The sequence below is a fragment of the Enterobacter sp. PL1 genome, from assembly GCF_945957325.1.
GTDB classification, from domain to species: Bacteria; Pseudomonadota; Gammaproteobacteria; order Enterobacterales; family Enterobacteriaceae; genus Enterobacter; species Enterobacter roggenkampii.
This window is the reverse complement of sequence record NZ_CAMFKT010000003.1, coordinates 71080-85899: the sequence shown is the minus strand read 5'-3', so window position 1 is coordinate 85899 and position 14820 is coordinate 71080. Positions and strand designations below refer to the sequence as shown.

General features: G+C 59.8%; 13 protein-coding genes. 5 read left to right on the top strand and 8 right to left on the bottom strand.

Going from position 1 to position 14820, the window contains the following annotated elements:
- Positions 1-5: 5 nt before the first annotated feature.
- The 6 genes from ureC to plsY all read right to left on the bottom strand — a co-directional run bounded on the left by ureC (position 6) and on the right by plsY (position 5548).
- Positions 6-1709 (bottom strand): urease subunit alpha, encoded by a 1704-nt coding sequence (gene ureC / locus N6P30_RS03775; protein ID WP_023294582.1) that lies wholly within the window; start codon positions 1707-1709, stop codon positions 6-8.
- Positions 1702-2016, bottom strand: coding sequence for an urease subunit beta (locus tag N6P30_RS03770; protein WP_023294581.1), 315 nt, complete (start codon positions 2014-2016; stop codon positions 1702-1704). The genes ureC and N6P30_RS03770 overlap by 8 nt, the downstream gene beginning before the upstream one ends.
- A 10-nt stretch (positions 2017-2026) precedes the next feature.
- Positions 2027-2329, bottom strand: a complete 303-nt coding sequence (locus tag N6P30_RS03765) for an urease subunit gamma (protein ID WP_003862556.1) — start codon at positions 2327-2329, stop codon at positions 2027-2029.
- A 10-nt stretch (positions 2330-2339) separates the two neighbouring features.
- On the bottom strand, positions 2340-3167 hold the full coding sequence (locus tag N6P30_RS03760; RefSeq protein ID WP_023294580.1) for an urease accessory protein UreD: 828 nt from the start codon (positions 3165-3167) through the stop codon (positions 2340-2342).
- Positions 3168-3376: 209 nt separating this feature from the next.
- Positions 3377-4843 carry an MFS transporter gene (locus tag N6P30_RS03755; protein ID WP_023294579.1) on the bottom strand — a complete coding sequence of 489 codons (1467 nt, stop codon included), beginning with the start codon at positions 4841-4843 and terminating at the stop codon, positions 3377-3379.
- Positions 4844-4933: 90 nt separating this feature from the next.
- Positions 4934-5548, bottom strand: coding sequence for a glycerol-3-phosphate 1-O-acyltransferase PlsY (gene plsY, locus N6P30_RS03750; protein ID WP_023294578.1), 615 nt, complete (start codon positions 5546-5548; stop codon positions 4934-4936).
- Between the two features lie 107 nt (positions 5549-5655).
- Here plsY and folB point away from each other — a divergent pair, with 107 nt between their 5' ends.
- Together folB and bacA are read left to right on the top strand one after the other, a co-directional pair.
- Positions 5656-6024 (top strand): bifunctional dihydroneopterin aldolase/7,8-dihydroneopterin epimerase, encoded by a 369-nt coding sequence (gene folB, locus N6P30_RS03745; protein ID WP_021242319.1) that lies wholly within the window; start codon positions 5656-5658, stop codon positions 6022-6024.
- Positions 6025-6130: 106 nt separating this feature from the next.
- Positions 6131-6952, top strand: coding sequence for an undecaprenyl-diphosphate phosphatase (bacA, locus tag N6P30_RS03740; RefSeq protein ID WP_023294577.1), 822 nt, complete (start codon positions 6131-6133; stop codon positions 6950-6952).
- A 10-nt stretch (positions 6953-6962) separates the two neighbouring features.
- Here the strand turns inward: bacA and N6P30_RS03735 are convergent, their stop codons facing one another.
- Positions 6963-8204 carry a multifunctional CCA addition/repair protein gene (locus N6P30_RS03735; protein WP_008502958.1) on the bottom strand — a complete coding sequence of 414 codons (1242 nt, stop codon included), beginning with the start codon at positions 8202-8204 and terminating at the stop codon, positions 6963-6965.
- A gap of 60 nt (positions 8205-8264) precedes the next feature.
- Positions 8265-8885, bottom strand: a complete 621-nt coding sequence (locus N6P30_RS03730) for a TIGR04211 family SH3 domain-containing protein (protein ID WP_025912514.1) — start codon at positions 8883-8885, stop codon at positions 8265-8267.
- A gap of 229 nt (positions 8886-9114) precedes the next feature.
- Between N6P30_RS03730 and N6P30_RS03725 the strand changes: the two genes are divergently transcribed.
- The 3 genes from N6P30_RS03725 to hldE are packed head-to-tail and all read left to right on the top strand — an operon-like array spanning position 9115 to position 14764.
- Positions 9115-10416, top strand: a complete 1302-nt coding sequence (locus N6P30_RS03725; RefSeq protein WP_023294576.1) for an inorganic triphosphatase — start codon at positions 9115-9117, stop codon at positions 10414-10416.
- Between the two features lie 21 nt (positions 10417-10437).
- Positions 10438-13293, top strand: coding sequence for a bifunctional [glutamate--ammonia ligase]-adenylyl-L-tyrosine phosphorylase/[glutamate--ammonia-ligase] adenylyltransferase (glnE, locus tag N6P30_RS03720; RefSeq protein ID WP_023294575.1), 2856 nt, complete (start codon positions 10438-10440; stop codon positions 13291-13293).
- 40 nt (positions 13294-13333) lie between these two features.
- Positions 13334-14764, top strand: a complete 1431-nt coding sequence (gene hldE / locus N6P30_RS03715) for a bifunctional D-glycero-beta-D-manno-heptose-7-phosphate kinase/D-glycero-beta-D-manno-heptose 1-phosphate adenylyltransferase HldE (protein WP_008502962.1) — start codon at positions 13334-13336, stop codon at positions 14762-14764.
- Positions 14765-14820 lie beyond the last annotated feature (56 nt).

The window sequence follows — 14820 nt, the reverse complement described above, 5'->3', positions numbered from 1 at the left end:
ACTCCTCAAAACAGGAAATAGCGTTGCGCCATCGGCAGAACGTCAGCCGGTTCGCTGGTTATCAGTTCGCCGTCGACGCGCACCTCGTAGGTTTGCGAGTCGACGGTGATGTTCGGTTGCAGAGCGTTATGGATCATGTCGGCCTTTTTCACCGTCCGGCAGCCTTTCACCACCGCCGTGGCGCTCTGCAGGTTGAGCTGCTGCGGGATGCCGTTCGCACTGGCGGCCTGCGAGACAAACGTCAGCCGCGTAGCGTGGCGCGCGGCGCCCAGCGATCCAAACATCGGGCGGTAATGCACCGGCTGTGGCGTGGGGATCGAGGCGTTGATGTCGCCCATCGGCGCGCAGGCGATCATCCCGCCCTTGACGATGGTGGCGGGCTTGACGCCGAAGAACGCCGGGGACCAGACCACCAGATCTGCCAGCTTGCCCGCCTCAATCGAACCGACTTCATGGGCGATACCGTGGGTCAGCGCCGGGTTAATGGTGTATTTGGCGACGTAGCGCTTGACGCGGAAATTGTCGTTTTCGCCGGTCTCTTCCGGCAGCGCGCCGCGCTGGACCTTCATGCGGTGCGCGACCTGCCAGGTGCGGATAATCACTTCCCCGACGCGGCCCATGGCCTGCGAGTCTGACGACGTGAGCGAAAACGCGCCGATGTCGTGCAGCACGTCTTCCGCGGCGATGGTCTCCCGACGAATGCGGGATTCGGCAAACGCCACGTCCTCGGCGATATCCGGATCGAGGTGATGGCAAACCATCAGCATGTCGAGATGCTCGTCGATGGTGTTCACCGTGTAGGGCAAGGTCGGGTTGGTGGAAGAGGGCAGAATATTCGGGTGCGCGCAGGCGGTGATGATATCCGGCGCGTGGCCGCCGCCCGCCCCTTCGGTGTGGAAGGTGTGGATTGTACGCCCGGCGATAGCCGCCAGCGTGTCTTCGACAAACCCGGACTCGTTCAGCGTGTCGCTGTGCAGCGCCACCTGAATGTCCATCTCTTCGGCCACCTCCAGCGAGCAGTTGATCGCCGCAGGCGTCGCGCCCCAGTCTTCGTGGATCTTCAGCCCGATGGCGCCCGCGGCAATCTGCTCGCGCAGGGCATCCGGGTTGGAGCCGTTCCCCTTGCCGAGCAGGCCAATATTCACCGGCAGCGTATCGGCAGCCTGCAGCATGCGGGCGATATACCACGGCCCCGGCGTACAGGTGGTGGCGTTGGTGCCTGCCGCCGGACCGGTGCCGCCGCCGATCATGGTGGTAACGCCGGAGACCAGCGCCTCTTCCGCCTGCTGCGGGCAGATCCAGTGGATGTGGGTGTCGATCCCGCCTGCGGTGACGATCTTCCCTTCGGCGGCGATGACTTCGGTTGCGGCACCAATCGGGATCGTCACGCCGGGCTGGATGTCCGGGTTCCCGGCTTTACCGACGGCAAAGATCCGCCCGTTCTTGACGCCGATATCGGCTTTCACGATCCCCCAGTGATCGACGATCAGCGCGTTGGTCAGCACCAGATCCACGCAGTCGTCTGCGGTCATCTGCCCCTGACCCATGCCGTCGCGGATCACCTTCCCGCCGCCGAACTTGACCTCTTCGCCGTAGATCGTGAGATCGTCTTCCACTTCAATCCACAGCTCGCTGTCGGCCAGCCGGACTTTATCTCCGGTGGTGGGGCCGAACATATCGGCGTAAGCCTGGCGCGAAATCTCAGCCATGTTTCACCTCGCCCATTACCTCGCCGCGAAAGCCGACAATGCGCTGCGCACCCGAGACCTGAACCAGCGTCACTTCCCGCTTCTGGCCGGGCTCAAAGCGCACGGCGGTGCCTGCCGGGATGTTTAACCGGTAGCCTCGGGTCGCCTCACGGTCAAACTTCAGCGCCGGGTTGACCTCGTAAAAGTGATAGTGCGATCCGACCTGGATCGGCCTGTCGCCGTGGTTTTCGACAATCACGGTTTGGGTTTCGCGCCCGACGTTGATAGCAATCGTGCCGGGCTGGATCTGGTATTCGCCTGGGATCATCACGCGCTCCTTAGACGATCGGGTTGTGGACGGTGACGAGCTTGGATCCGTCCGGGAAGGTGGCTTCCACCTGAATGTCCGGGATCATCTCCGGCACGCCCTCCATCACCTGGTCGCGCGTCAGGACGTGGCGGCCCGCCTCCATCAGCGAGGCGACGGTTTCGCCATCGCGCGCGCCTTCCATGATGAAGGCGCTGATCAGCGCGACCGATTCCGGGTAATTGAGCTTTACCCCGCGCGCAAGGCGGCGTTCGGCAACCAGCGCGGCGGTGAACAGCAACAGCTTGTCTTTTTCTCTGGGAGTCAGTTCCATAGCGTTTCTCTTATGTCTGCCAGATGCGCGGCGAACAGGCGGTTTTGGTGGTGAGAAGCGGGCGAAGCGACTGCCAGATATCGCGCATCACCCGCTGGCAAATCAGGTTATCGTGGGAGAGAAAACGCACCGACAGCAGCTCGTCGGTGAGCGTTGCCCCCGCAAAATGGCCCAGAGGCGCGAGCAGCGCGCGCACCGTGTCGAGATGTTCTTCATTGGCCGGATAGAACAGCAGTGTGCCGATCCACGGGTGTCCGGCAACGGGCGTGAGATCGCCGTCGCCGAGGTGCTGGCGCTCTATCAGGCGCGGTTCGTCATCCACCCACACCTCAAGGCGGCTCTCCAGCGTGCCGTGGCTGAAGGTCTCACCGATCACCGGTCGTCCCAGACAGTACAGCTCCCACGCCAGCAGCGTGCTGGAGGCCTTCAGGTGGAAGACGGAGCGCAGCGCGGCATTCGCCCCGGGGAAGATAATGGTGTCCTGCGGCAGCCACTCCAGCGTGGATCCCTCATCGAGATAAAAGTGCTGATGCAGGCGAGCCTGCGGGCCGCTGCTGCGATAGAACTTGCTGGCGCCGGGCATGGTGATAAGCGCATGGCTTTTGGCGTCCAGACGCACGGTAATATCCAGCCTATCCCCGCCCACAACCCCACCCGGCGGGTGCAGAAGATAGAGGTGGCAGGTCTCGCCTTCGGGATAAAATGGACGCTGAACGGTAAGCGGCCCGACGTGATGAGCGGAGTGCAGGAGGGTTTTCTCAGGGGTGTGACAAAACTGCAGGGCAAGCGACGCCTGCCAGCCTTTGTACGAATTATCAGTGACCTGAGCTGCTAACATGCTGCATCCATCTGCGCATCATCGGGGTCGTTTCAGTATGCCCTGGCAGAATTGAAGGCTGTCATATGAGTCGCTTATGGATAAAAAAACGGCTCATATGAGCCGGTTTCAAACTTTTGATAATCGCCCGGCGGCGCTACGCTTGCACGGGCCTACAAGAGAATGCGCAATGTAGGCCGGGTAAGCGCAGCGCCACCCGGCAGGAAAGGCTAGCGGTAATCCTCCGCATCCACATCATACCCCGACGGCTCCCAGCGGATCGCCAGCAGCGAGGCCAGGCCGATAAACGGCGCCAGCGCAATCACCCAAAACACGGCAGTGTCAAGCGAGGCGACCAGCAGCGGGAACAGGAACAGCGACAGCGTCGAGCTGCTGCGCATCAGCGTCTGGTTAAGGCCAACGCCGACGCCGCGCAGCGAGGTCGGGTAGCTCAGCGAGGCAAACGTCATGGTATGCGCGCCCGGGCCGAAGCCCTGGCCGAACAGGAAGAGCGCCAGCATCGCCACGGCAAGCACGCCTTCGGTGGCGCCTTCCGGACGACCAATTAGCCCCAGGCCCAGCAGCGCGACCAGCTGGCAGGCGTAACCCGCCAGCGACATCCGCCAGGCGCCGAAGCGCGGCACGTAGCGTACCGCCAGCAGTCCGCCGACGAAGGCAAACAGCAGGTTAAGCACCAGAGAAATCAGGATGGTGGTCAGCATCGACTGGACGAAGAAGCTGGAGATGATCACCGGCAGACCAAACGCCACCGCGTTATAGGCGAACGAAGAGACGACGGACAGCAGCGTGGCGAGCGTCGTGCGGCGTAAGTAGACGCCGCGGAACAGGTTCAGATAGTTGGACCATTTCGCTTTATTCACGACGGGAGCTGGCTGGCTGAGCGCATCCTGCGGCACGTGGGCATTGATGTTATACGATTGACGCAAAATAGACGCCGCCTCCTTCAGGTTGCCCTGATTTGCCGCCCAGACCGGCGATTCGCTCATATAGCGGCTGCGGATGGCGATAATCACCAGCGCGGGTACCGCGCCGAAGCCAAGGATCAGGCGCCACAGCCAGTCGCTGTGGCTTTCCGGCAGCACGGCGTAGAAGAAGAGCACCAGCAGGTAGGAGATACTGATGGCGGCATACCAGGTGGGGCACCACATGGCGACGCTGGAGGCCTTATTGCCGGGGCCTTTTAGCCTGGCGAACTCGCTTAAAAATGCCATCGCCACGGGAAGGTCGATCCCGACGCCAAGCCCCATGACAAAGCGGGCACCCGCCAGCACATATTCGTTCGGGGCCAGCGCACAGGCGATGGCGGCCACCACGAAGAAGAGCATGTCGGCCATAAAGACGCGATAGCGCCCGATTTTATCCGTGAGATAACCGCCGAGCAGCGCCCCGACAATCGCGCCAAACGTAATGGCGGACGCCACCATGCCGGTACCGGCGGGCGTCAGGTCAAATTCGCGGGTGATATCTTTTATGCCGAAGGCCAGCGCGCCCAGATCGTAGGCATCGAGGAAAATCCCGCCCAGCGCGATACCGATCACGATGCGAGCATTGGCCCGGCCCTGAGAACCATCATTAACGAGGCGTGAAACATCCGATGCGCTGCGCACCCACTGGATGTCGCCATCGGAACGTTTTCCTGCCGTTGAAAGGGGAGTTGTTTCTGTGATTTCTGCCATTTTCTTCTTATGTGGTTGTGTTGTGTCATTAACAGTTACCACAGGCAGAAGGTGACCAAAATCACATTTGGCTATAAGGCATAACTAACCTTACGGGACGTCTTTTTTCTTCCTCTTGAGCTTCGTCCAGATTTTGGTCTCCTGACGACGCCACAGGCGCTGAATATTGTCGTGATGACGCAGCAGGATAAGGCAGGAGAGCATCGATACCGGGAAGGTGAACTGAGGTTTGAACCACCAGACGTAGAACGGGGCGATCAGCGCGCTGACGATCGCGCCCAGCGACGAATAGCCGCTCAGCAGAATGGTGAGCAGCCAGGTGCCAGCCATCACGCCGGTTAAATCCCAGCCGATAGGCGCAATGGCACCAAAGGCGGTCGCCACACCTTTACCACCTTTAAAACCGAAGAATACGGGCCAGATGTGGCCGACACAGGCAGCAATGGCAATGAGGCCCAGCCAGAACGGCGTGACGCCCAGCGCATACGCGCCCCAGACGGGTAGCATCCCTTTCAGAACATCAAAAATCAAAACCGCTACGGCTGCTCCCTTGCCGCCAATTCGTAGTACGTTGGTCGCTCCCGGATTCCCGGAACCACTTTCACGCGGGTCAGGTAACCCGGCGATGCGGCAGACCAGAATGGCGCTGGAGATTGAGCCGCAAAGATAGGCGAGGAGGATCATTCCAGGCGCGATTGCACTCATAACGCTGTTCCGTTTTGAAAATGTATCTGTATTCTCAGCATCTGTGGATAATACGCATAATTCGCCGGAAGTGGTATCCGGTTTAGCCAAAAAGCAGGCAGGTCGTGATGGATATTGTATTTATAGAGCAACTTTCGGTAATCACCACTATTGGTGTTTACGACTGGGAACAGACCATCGAGCAGAAGCTGGTGTTCGATATCGAAATGGGCTGGGATAACCGCAAGTCGGCAAAAAGCGATGACGTGAACGACTGTCTCAGCTACGCCGACATCAGTGAAACGGTCATCGGCCACGTGGAAGGGCAACGTTTTGCGCTGGTCGAACGGGTGGCGGAAGAAGTCGCAGAATTGCTGCTGAAAAAATTCAACTCACCGTGGGTGCGCATCAAGCTGAGCAAACCGGGCGCGGTGGCGCGCGCGGCCAACGTGGGCGTCATTATCGAGCGTGGCACAAATCTGAAAGGCAGGATTTAACGTCATAATAGCTAAACCCTTTTAGGTTATATCTGTCTTATAGCTGTATCTTTCACGGTAGCCGTTGGGGCGACCGTTTTTTTTATATTTTTTTAGGGGTTTATAGATGAGCGATATGCACTCGCTGCTGGTGGCGGCAATACTGGGTGTGGTCGAAGGATTGACGGAGTTTTTACCGGTTTCCAGTACCGGCCATATGATCATTGTTGGTCATCTGCTGGGCTTTGAAGGCGATACTGCAAAAACGTTCGAAGTGGTTATCCAGCTGGGTTCGATTCTTGCGGTGGTGGTGATGTTCTGGCGCCGTCTGTTTGGCCTGATCGGTATCCATTTTGGCCGTCCGTCGCAGCACGAAGGGATGAGTAAAGGCCGCCTGTCGCTGATCCATATTCTGCTCGGGATGATCCCGGCGGTGGTGCTGGGCCTGGTTTTCCACGACGCCATCAAATCGCTGTTTAACCCGATTAACGTGATGTACGCGCTGGTGGTGGGCGGCTTCCTGCTGATCGCCGCGGAAGTGCTGAAGCCAAAAACGCCGCGCGCGGAAGGGCTGGACGATATGACGTATCGTCAGGCGTTTATCATTGGCTGCTTCCAGTGTCTGGCGCTGTGGCCGGGCTTTTCCCGTTCAGGCGCAACCATCTCCGGTGGGATGCTGATGGGCGTAAGCCGTTACGCCGCGTCAGAGTTCTCGTTCCTGCTGGCGGTGCCGATGATGATGGGGGCCACCGCGCTTGACCTCTATAAAAGCATCGGTTTCCTCACCACGGGCGACATTCCGATGTTCGCCGTCGGCTTCATCACCGCGTTTATCGTGGCGCTGATTGCCATCAAAACCTTCCTGCAGCTGATTAAGCGTATCTCGTTCATTCCGTTCGCGATCTACCGCTTTATCGTTGCCGCTGCGGTTTACGTGGTCTTCTTCTGACCGACTGCCCTCAGTCTTTTGGCTGAGGGCAATGCTTTTCCTTCCACTCTGATACCGCCTGAATCCGCCGTTTCGTCAGTTCTTCGCGAATGTCCGGGCCTTTGAATCCCGCCTCGACAACGTCCTTCGTCGGCACCGCTTTGGCTACCTCCCAGGCTTTACGCAGTAAACGTCCCTGCGGGTAGTCACAGGCTTCAAATCCGGTACGCCCGCGCACGTCAGCCTCGCTGGTGAGCGCGATCTGCTCCACGCGCTGGGGTTTGCGCCAGGCGTCGATGTTATCGAACAGCTTAACGATGGTGGCCGGTTTCAGGATCGGGAAGGTATGGATCAGGTCGTGGAATTCGGCCACCAGTTTCGCCAGATCGCGGATTTCGTTCGGCACGCGCAGGCGCTGGCACAGCCCTTCGACCAGCTTCACCCCTGCCGGACCGTGCCCGTGGTGCCGAGGCCAGAGCTCTTTTGGCGTTAAGCCTTTGCCGAGATCGTGGCACAGGGTGGAAAAGCGCACGTCCACGTCAGGGCTGAGCATGGCCGCCATGCTCAGGGTCATCAGCGTGTGCACGCCGGTGTCAATCTCCGGATGCCATTTCGCCGGAGCCGGTACGCCAAACAGCGCGTCTATTTCCGGGAACAGCACCTTCAGCGCGCCGCAGTCGCGCAGAACCTGGAAAAAGACCTGCGGGTTACGCGTGGTGAGCGCATTCTCGGTCTCTTTCCAGACGCGCTCTGGCGTCAGGTGTTCAAGCTCGCCCGCCTCGGTCATGGCGGTCATCAGCGCCATGGTCTCATCGGCAATGCGGAAGCTGAGATGGGCGTAACGCGCGGCAAAACGCGCCACGCGCAGCACGCGGAGCGGATCTTCAGAAAACGCCGGGGAGACGTGACGTAAGAGACGGTTGCGCAGATCGTCCTGGCCGCCATAAGCGTCAATAATCTGGCCGTGCTCGTCCTGCGCCAGCGCGTTAATGGTCAGATCGCGACGCAGGAGATCGTCCTCCAGCGTGACGTCCGGCGCGGCGTAGCAGGTAAAGCCAGTGTAGCCCGAACCTGATTTCCGCTCGGTACGCGCCAGGGCGTACTCTTCGCGGCTTTTCGGGTGTAAAAAGACGGGAAAATCGCGGCCTACCTGCTGGTAGCCCGCGTCGAGCATCTCTTCCGGGGTGGCGCCCACCACCACCCAGTCTTTATCTTTGACCGGCAGACCTAACAACGCATCACGTACCGCACCACCGACCAGATAACTCTTCACGCCTGACACTCCCGTTTTCTCTTTTCCAGAATGATACGTAAGTCTGGCAGAGAAGACGAATTAGTTCATCCAGCGATCTTTACGTTTACGGCTTGGGATCAGGTGCGGCAGAACCAGACCCAGCACCAGGCCGACGCCCAGCACGCCGCCGCCATACATAAACCACTGCATGATGATGGTGCGCTGTTTGTCATCGAGCTGCAGGTTGGCGGCATTCACTTTCTTCTGCGCGACAATCAGCTCGTTTTTCAGCTTCTGGTTCTCTTCTTTCAGGCCGTTAATCACCCCGTCGCTCTGCGCCACTTTCTGCTGCATCTCGGCGGTACGCTGGTTCCAGGTTCCGTCGATATTGTTCAGCTTGTCGGTCAGGGTTTTCACCTGATTTTCCAGATCCGGTACGCGGGTGCGCAGGCTTGGCACGGTGCTCAGCTCTTTCAGCGGGATCCAGGACGTGCGGCCAGAACTGTCGCGAACCTGACCGTAGTTGGTGTCCGCGTTGGTCTGTAACAGGGTGACTTCCTCGCCGGCATTTACCGTGCCCACGAGGCGATAATTATCTCCGGGGCCACTGCGTACCCAGGTGTTCAGTTCGTCAGAAACGTAACGCTTCTCTTCAGCGTGCACTGCGGTTGCGGCGCTAAAAGCGAGTAAAGTAAGTCCAATCAGGCGTAATTTAAGCATCATTAGTCGTTATTTTCATAAATAGTGGAACGATAGTAGTGGCAACAGTGTCTCTACGCAAAGCATTCATCAGCAATCAGAATCATCTGTGTCACGACTCTACACATTTACGCCCGTCAAATTGCTCATTGCATGGCAATTTGGCGCAAAATACTATGTACTGACAAACAAATGGCGAGGAAGTTCGCCCTCATTGACGCGTCTGTGACGCCCGCAAAAGTACAAGGCTATGGCTCAGGAAATCGAATTAAAATTTATCGTCGAAAAAGACAGCGTTGACGCACTCCGCCAGCATCTGCATACGCTCTCCGGCGAACACCATGCACCGGTACAACTGCTTAATATCTATTACGAAACGCCGGATAACTGGCTACGCCGCCACGATATGGGGCTGCGCATCCGTGGCGCGAGTGGGCGCTACGAGATGACGATGAAAATTGCCGGCCGCGTGGTCGGCGGGTTACATCAGCGTCCGGAATACAATATCGACATCAGTCAGCCAGAACTTGAGCTGGAACGTTTTCCGGCGGACGTCTGGCCGGAAGGCGAGCTGCCTGCCACGCTGGCGGAGCAGGTGCAGCCGCTGTTCAGCACCGATTTCTGGCGCGAGAAATGGCTGGTGACGGAAGGTAAAAGCCGCATCGAAATCGCCCTCGATCTGGGTGAGGTGAAGGCGGGTGAGTACCAGGAGCCGATCTGCGAACTGGAGCTTGAGCTGCTGGAAGGGGACGCAAATGACGTGCTGAAGCTGGCGCGCAGGCTGGTGAACCAGTCCGGATTGCGCCAGGGGAGCCTGAGCAAAGCCGCGCGGGGTTACCATCTGGCCGCCGGAAATGCGCCGCGCGTGCTGAAAGAGACGACCATTTTGCGCGTTGCGCCGAAAGCCAGCGTTGAGCAGGGGCTGGAAGCCGCGCTGGAGCTGGCGCTTTCTCAGTGGCAGTACCATGAAGAGCTGTGGGTACGAAATGTGAAAAACGCCAAATCCCACGTGCTGGCGGCCATTGCCCTGGTGCGCCATACCCTGACGCTCTTCGGCGGTATTGTTCCTCGCAAAGCGAGCGCTCACTTACGTGATCTGCTGACGCAAACCGAAACGCTGATGCTCTCGGACGTATCTGCGCAAACGGCGATCTACAGTCCGCAAGCCGCTTCGGCAAAACTGGCGCTGACCGAGTTTCTGGTGACGCGCGGCTGGCGCGCCTTCCTGGATGCGAAAGCCGAGGCCAAAATCGCGGAAAACTTTAAGCGTTTCGCAGATATTCATCTTTCCCGTCATGCGGCCGAACTGAAGAGCACCTTTGCGTATCCGCTCGGCGATAAGTATGGCGATCAGCTTCCCCGTCTTTCGCGCAACATCGACAGCATGCTGCTCCTTTCCGGTGCCTACGACGGGCCACAGGCGCAGGCGTGGCTGGAAAACTGGCAGGGGCTGAAGCATGCCATCGAAACCCGTCAGCATATTGAGATAGAGCATTTCCGTAACGAGGCCATTTCGCAGGAGCCGTACTGGCTGCACAGCGGAAAACGTTAACTCTGGCAAGGAACCCTTAGAATGCCGCTTTCTTCACCGTTACAGCAGCAGTGGCAGACCGTTTGCGAACGTCTGCCTGAGTCATTACCGGCGTCATCGTTAAGCGAGCAGGCGAAAAGCGTGCTCGTCTTCAGTGATTTTGTGCAGGAAAGCATTGCCGTCTACCCGGACTGGCTGGCGGAGCTTGAGAACGCACCGCCGCAGGCGGACGAGTGGCGGCACTATGCCGGCTGGCTGCAGGCCGCGCTTGAAGACGTCGCGGATGAGGCGACGCTGATGCGCGTCCTGCGTCAGTTCCGCCGTCGTGTGATGGTGCGCATTGCCTGGGCGCAGGCGCTGGAACTGGTGAGTGAAGAGAGTACGTTGCAGCAGTTAAGCGAGCTGGCGCAGACGTTGATTGTCGCCGCGCGCGACTGGCTCTACGCCGCCTGCTGTAAAGAGTGGGGCACGCCGTGCAGCGAGGAAGGGGTTCCTCAGCCGCTGTTGATCCTGGGGATGGGCAAGCTGGGCGGCTGCGAGCTGAACTTCTCCTCCGATATCGACCTGATTTTCGCCTGGCCTGAGAACGGCTCCACGCGCGGCGGCCGTCGCGAGCTGGACAACGCCCAGTTCTTTACCCGCCTCGGCCAGCGTCTGATTAAGGCGCTGGACCAGCCCACGCAGGACGGTTTTGTCTACCGCGTGGACATGCGCCTGCGTCCGTTCGGCGATAGCGGGCCGCTGGTGCTGAGCTTTGCCGCGCTGGAGGATTACTACCAGGAGCAGGGGCGCGACTGGGAGCGTTATGCGATGGTCAAAGCGCGGATCATGGGCGACAGCGATGACGCCTACGCCAACGAGCTGCGCGCCATGCTGCGCCCGTTCGTGTTCCGTCGCTACATCGACTTCAGCGTCATCCAGTCCCTGCGTAATATGAAAGGGATGATCGCCCGTGAGGTGCGCCGTCGCGGTCTGAAGGACAACATCAAGCTCGGCGCGGGCGGCATTCGCGAAATCGAATTTATCGTCCAGGTCTTCCAGCTGATTCGCGGCGGGCGCGAGCCGTCGCTACAGTCCCGCTCGCTGCTGCCGACGCTGAGCGCCATTGAGCAGCTTCACCTGCTGCCGGACGGCGACGCGCAAACCCTGCGCGAGGCCTATCTTTTCCTGCGCCGTCTGGAAAACCTGCTGCAAAGCATCAACGACGAACAGACCCAGACCCTGCCGGGGGATGACCTTAACCGGGCGCGTCTGGCCTGGGGGATGCGCGTGGATGACTGGTCAACGCTGACCGAACGGCTCGATGCCCATATGGCAGGCGTGCGCCGCATCTTCAACGAGCTAATCGGTGATGACGAAAGCGAATCGCAGGACGATGCCCTTTCCGAGCACTGGCGCGAGCTGTGGCAGGACGCGCTCCAGGAAGATGACACCACGCCGGTGCTGACGCATTTAACCGACGACGCGCGCCATCGCGTGGTGGCGCTGATTGCCGATTTCCGTCTTGAGCTGAACAAGCGCGCCATTGGCCCGCGCGGCCGTCAGGTGCTGGATCACCTGATGCCGCACCTGCTGAGCGAGGTCTGCTCGCGGGCGGATGCGCCGGTGCCGCTGTCGCGCATGATGCCGCTGCTGAGCGGGATCATCACGCGCACCACGTACCTTGAACTTTTGAGCGAGTTTCCGGGGGCACTCAAGCACCTGATTACGCTCTGCGCCGCCTCCCCGATGGTGGCCAACAAGCTGGCGCGTTATCCGCTGCTGCTGGATGAGCTGCTCGACCCGAACACCCTGTATCAACCCACGGCGACGGATGCCTACCGTGACGAGCTGCGTCAGTATCTGCTGCGCGTGCCGGAAGAGGACGAAGAGCAGCAGCTGGAGGCGCTGCGACAGTTTAAGCAGGCCCAGATGCTGCGCGTGGCGGCGGCGGATATCGCCGGAACGCTGCCGGTAATGAAAGTGAGCGATCACTTAACATGGCTCGCGGAAGCGATCATCGACGCGGTCGTGCAGCAGGCATGGGTGCAGATGGTGTCCCGCTACGGCCAGCCGAAGCACCTTGCTGACCGGGAGGGGCGAGGCTTTGCCGTGGTCGGTTATGGCAAGCTCGGCGGCTGGGAGCTGGGATACAGTTCCGATCTGGATTTAATTTTCCTGCACGACTGCCCGGTTGACGTGATGACCGACGGCGAGCGTGAGATTGACGGGCGTCAGTTTTATCTGCGCCTGGCCCAGCGCATCATGCACCTGTTCAGCACCCGCACTTCGTCGGGCATTTTGTATGAAGTCGATGCGCGCCTGCGTCCGTCCGGTGCGGCGGGTATGCTGGTCACCTCAACGGAGTCCTTCGCCGATTATCAGAAGAATGAAGCCTGGACCTGGGAGCATCAGGCGCTGGTGCGCGCCCGCGTGGTGTATGGCGATCCGCAGCTCAAAACGCAGTTCGATGCCGTCCGTAAGGATGTGATGACCACCCCGCGCGAGGGCAGTACGCTGCAGACGGAAGTGCGCGAGATGCGCGAGAAAATGCGCGCGCACCTGGGTAATAAACACCGCGATCGCTTTGATATCAAAGCCGACGAGGGCGGGATTACCGATATTGAGTTCATTACCCAGTATCTGGTGCTGCTCCACGCGCACGACAAGCCGAAGCTGACCCGCTGGTCGGATAACGTGCGCATTCTGGAGCTGCTGGCGCAAAACGACATTATGGACGAGCAGGAGGCGCAGGCTTTAACCCGCGCCTACACCACGCTGCGCGACGAGCTGCATCACCTGGCGCTACAGGAGCAGCCGGGGCACGTGGCGCTGGACTGTTTTGTCGCAGAGCGCGCTCAGGTAACGGCCAGCTGGCAGAAGTGGCTGGTGGAACCGTGCGTAACAAATCAAGTGTGATATTATCGCGCGCAAATTGTGAATCTTTCTGGAGTCAGGAATGAAAGTAACACTGCCAGAGTTTGAACGTGCTGGAGTAATGGTTGTTGGGGATGTGATGCTGGATCGCTACTGGTATGGGCCGACCAGCCGCATCTCTCCGGAAGCACCGGTACCGGTGGTTAAGGTCGACACCATTGAAGAGCGTCCCGGCGGCGCGGCAAACGTGGCGATGAACATAGCCTCTCTGGGCGCGCACTCGCGTCTGGTTGGCCTGACCGGTATCGACGATGCGGCGCGCGCGCTGAGCAAGTCGCTGGCGGACGTGAACGTGAAGTGTGACTTCGTTTCTGTTCCGACCCACCCGACCATCACCAAGCTGCGCGTGCTGTCACGTAACCAGCAGCTGATCCGCCTTGACTTTGAAGAAGGGTTCGAAGGCGTTGATCCCGAGCCGCTGCACGAGCGCATTAACCAGGCGTTAGGCAATATCGGCGCGCTGGTGCTGTCCGACTACGCGAAAGGCGCGCTGGCCAGCGTGCAGACGATGATCCAGCTGGCGCGTAAGGCCAGCGTACCGGTGCTGATCGATCCTAAGGGCACCGACTTTGAGCGCTATCGCGGCGCAACCCTCCTGACGCCAAACCTCTCCGAGTTTGAAGCGGTGGCGGGCAAATGCAAAACCGAGGAAGAGCTGGTTGAGCGCGGCATGAAGATCATTGCTGACTTCGAATTATCTGCGCTGCTGGTGACCCGCTCCGAGCAGGGGATGACGCTGCTGCAGCCGGGCAAGGCGCCGCTGCATATGCCAACCCAGGCGCAGGAAGTCTACGACGTGACCGGTGCCGGCGACACGGTGATCGGCGTGCTGGCGGCGACGCTGGCGGCGGGGAACTCCCTGGAAGAAGCGTGCTACTTCGCCAACGCCGCGGCAGGTGTGGTCGTCGGTAAACTCGGTACCTCAACCGTTTCGCCAATCGAGCTGGAAAACGCGGTGCGCGGCCGTGCGGACACCGGCTTTGGCGTCATGACCGAAGAGGAGCTGAAAGTGGCCGTTGCTGCCGCGCGCAAGCGCGGTGAAAAAGTGGTGATGACCAACGGCGTGTTCGACATCCTGCACGCGGGCCACGTGTCGTATCTGGCGAATGCGCGTAAGCTGGGCGATCGCCTGATTGTGGCGGTCAACAGCGATGCCTCAACCAAACGTCTGAAGGGTGAAACGCGTCCGGTGAACCCGCTTGAGCAGCGTATGATCGTGCTCGGCGCGCTGGAAGCCGTGGACTGGGTGGTGTCGTTTGAAGAAGACACGCCGCAGCGCCTGATTGCCGGTATTCTGCCGGACCTGCTGGTGAAGGGCGGCGATTACAAGCCGGAGCAAATCGCGGGCAGCGAAGAGGTCTGGGCCAACGGCGGTGAGGTGATGGTGCTCAACTTTGAAGATGGGTGTTCCACCACCAACATCATTAAGAAGATCCAGAAAGACAGTCAGTAAAAAACGGGCCTATTGGCCCGTTTTTTTATGTCGGGTGGCGGCTGCGCCTTACCCGA

What these genes read in the sequence shown, in the direction of transcription:
- ureC (WP_023294582.1), bottom strand. Translation starts at nt 1,709, where the DNA reads ATGGCTGAGATTTCGCGCCAGGCTTACGCCGATATGTTCGGCCCCACC.
- N6P30_RS03770 (WP_023294581.1), bottom strand. Translation starts at nt 2,016, where the DNA reads ATGATCCCAGGCGAATACCAGATCCAGCCCGGCACGATTGCTATCAAC.
- N6P30_RS03765 (WP_003862556.1), bottom strand. Translation starts at nt 2,329, where the DNA reads ATGGAACTGACTCCCAGAGAAAAAGACAAGCTGTTGCTGTTCACCGCC.
- N6P30_RS03760 (WP_023294580.1), bottom strand. Translation starts at nt 3,167, where the DNA reads ATGTTAGCAGCTCAGGTCACTGATAATTCGTACAAAGGCTGGCAGGCG.
- N6P30_RS03755 (WP_023294579.1), bottom strand. Translation starts at nt 4,843, where the DNA reads ATGGCAGAAATCACAGAAACAACTCCCCTTTCAACGGCAGGAAAACGT.
- plsY (WP_023294578.1), bottom strand. Translation starts at nt 5,548, where the DNA reads ATGAGTGCAATCGCGCCTGGAATGATCCTCCTCGCCTATCTTTGCGGC.
- folB (WP_021242319.1), top strand. Translation starts at nt 5,656, where the DNA reads ATGGATATTGTATTTATAGAGCAACTTTCGGTAATCACCACTATTGGT.
- bacA (WP_023294577.1), top strand. Translation starts at nt 6,131, where the DNA reads ATGAGCGATATGCACTCGCTGCTGGTGGCGGCAATACTGGGTGTGGTC.
- N6P30_RS03730 (WP_025912514.1), bottom strand. Translation starts at nt 8,885, where the DNA reads ATGCTTAAATTACGCCTGATTGGACTTACTTTACTCGCTTTTAGCGCC.
- N6P30_RS03725 (WP_023294576.1), top strand. Translation starts at nt 9,115, where the DNA reads ATGGCTCAGGAAATCGAATTAAAATTTATCGTCGAAAAAGACAGCGTT.
- glnE (WP_023294575.1), top strand. Translation starts at nt 10,438, where the DNA reads ATGCCGCTTTCTTCACCGTTACAGCAGCAGTGGCAGACCGTTTGCGAA.
- hldE (WP_008502962.1), top strand. Translation starts at nt 13,334, where the DNA reads ATGAAAGTAACACTGCCAGAGTTTGAACGTGCTGGAGTAATGGTTGTT.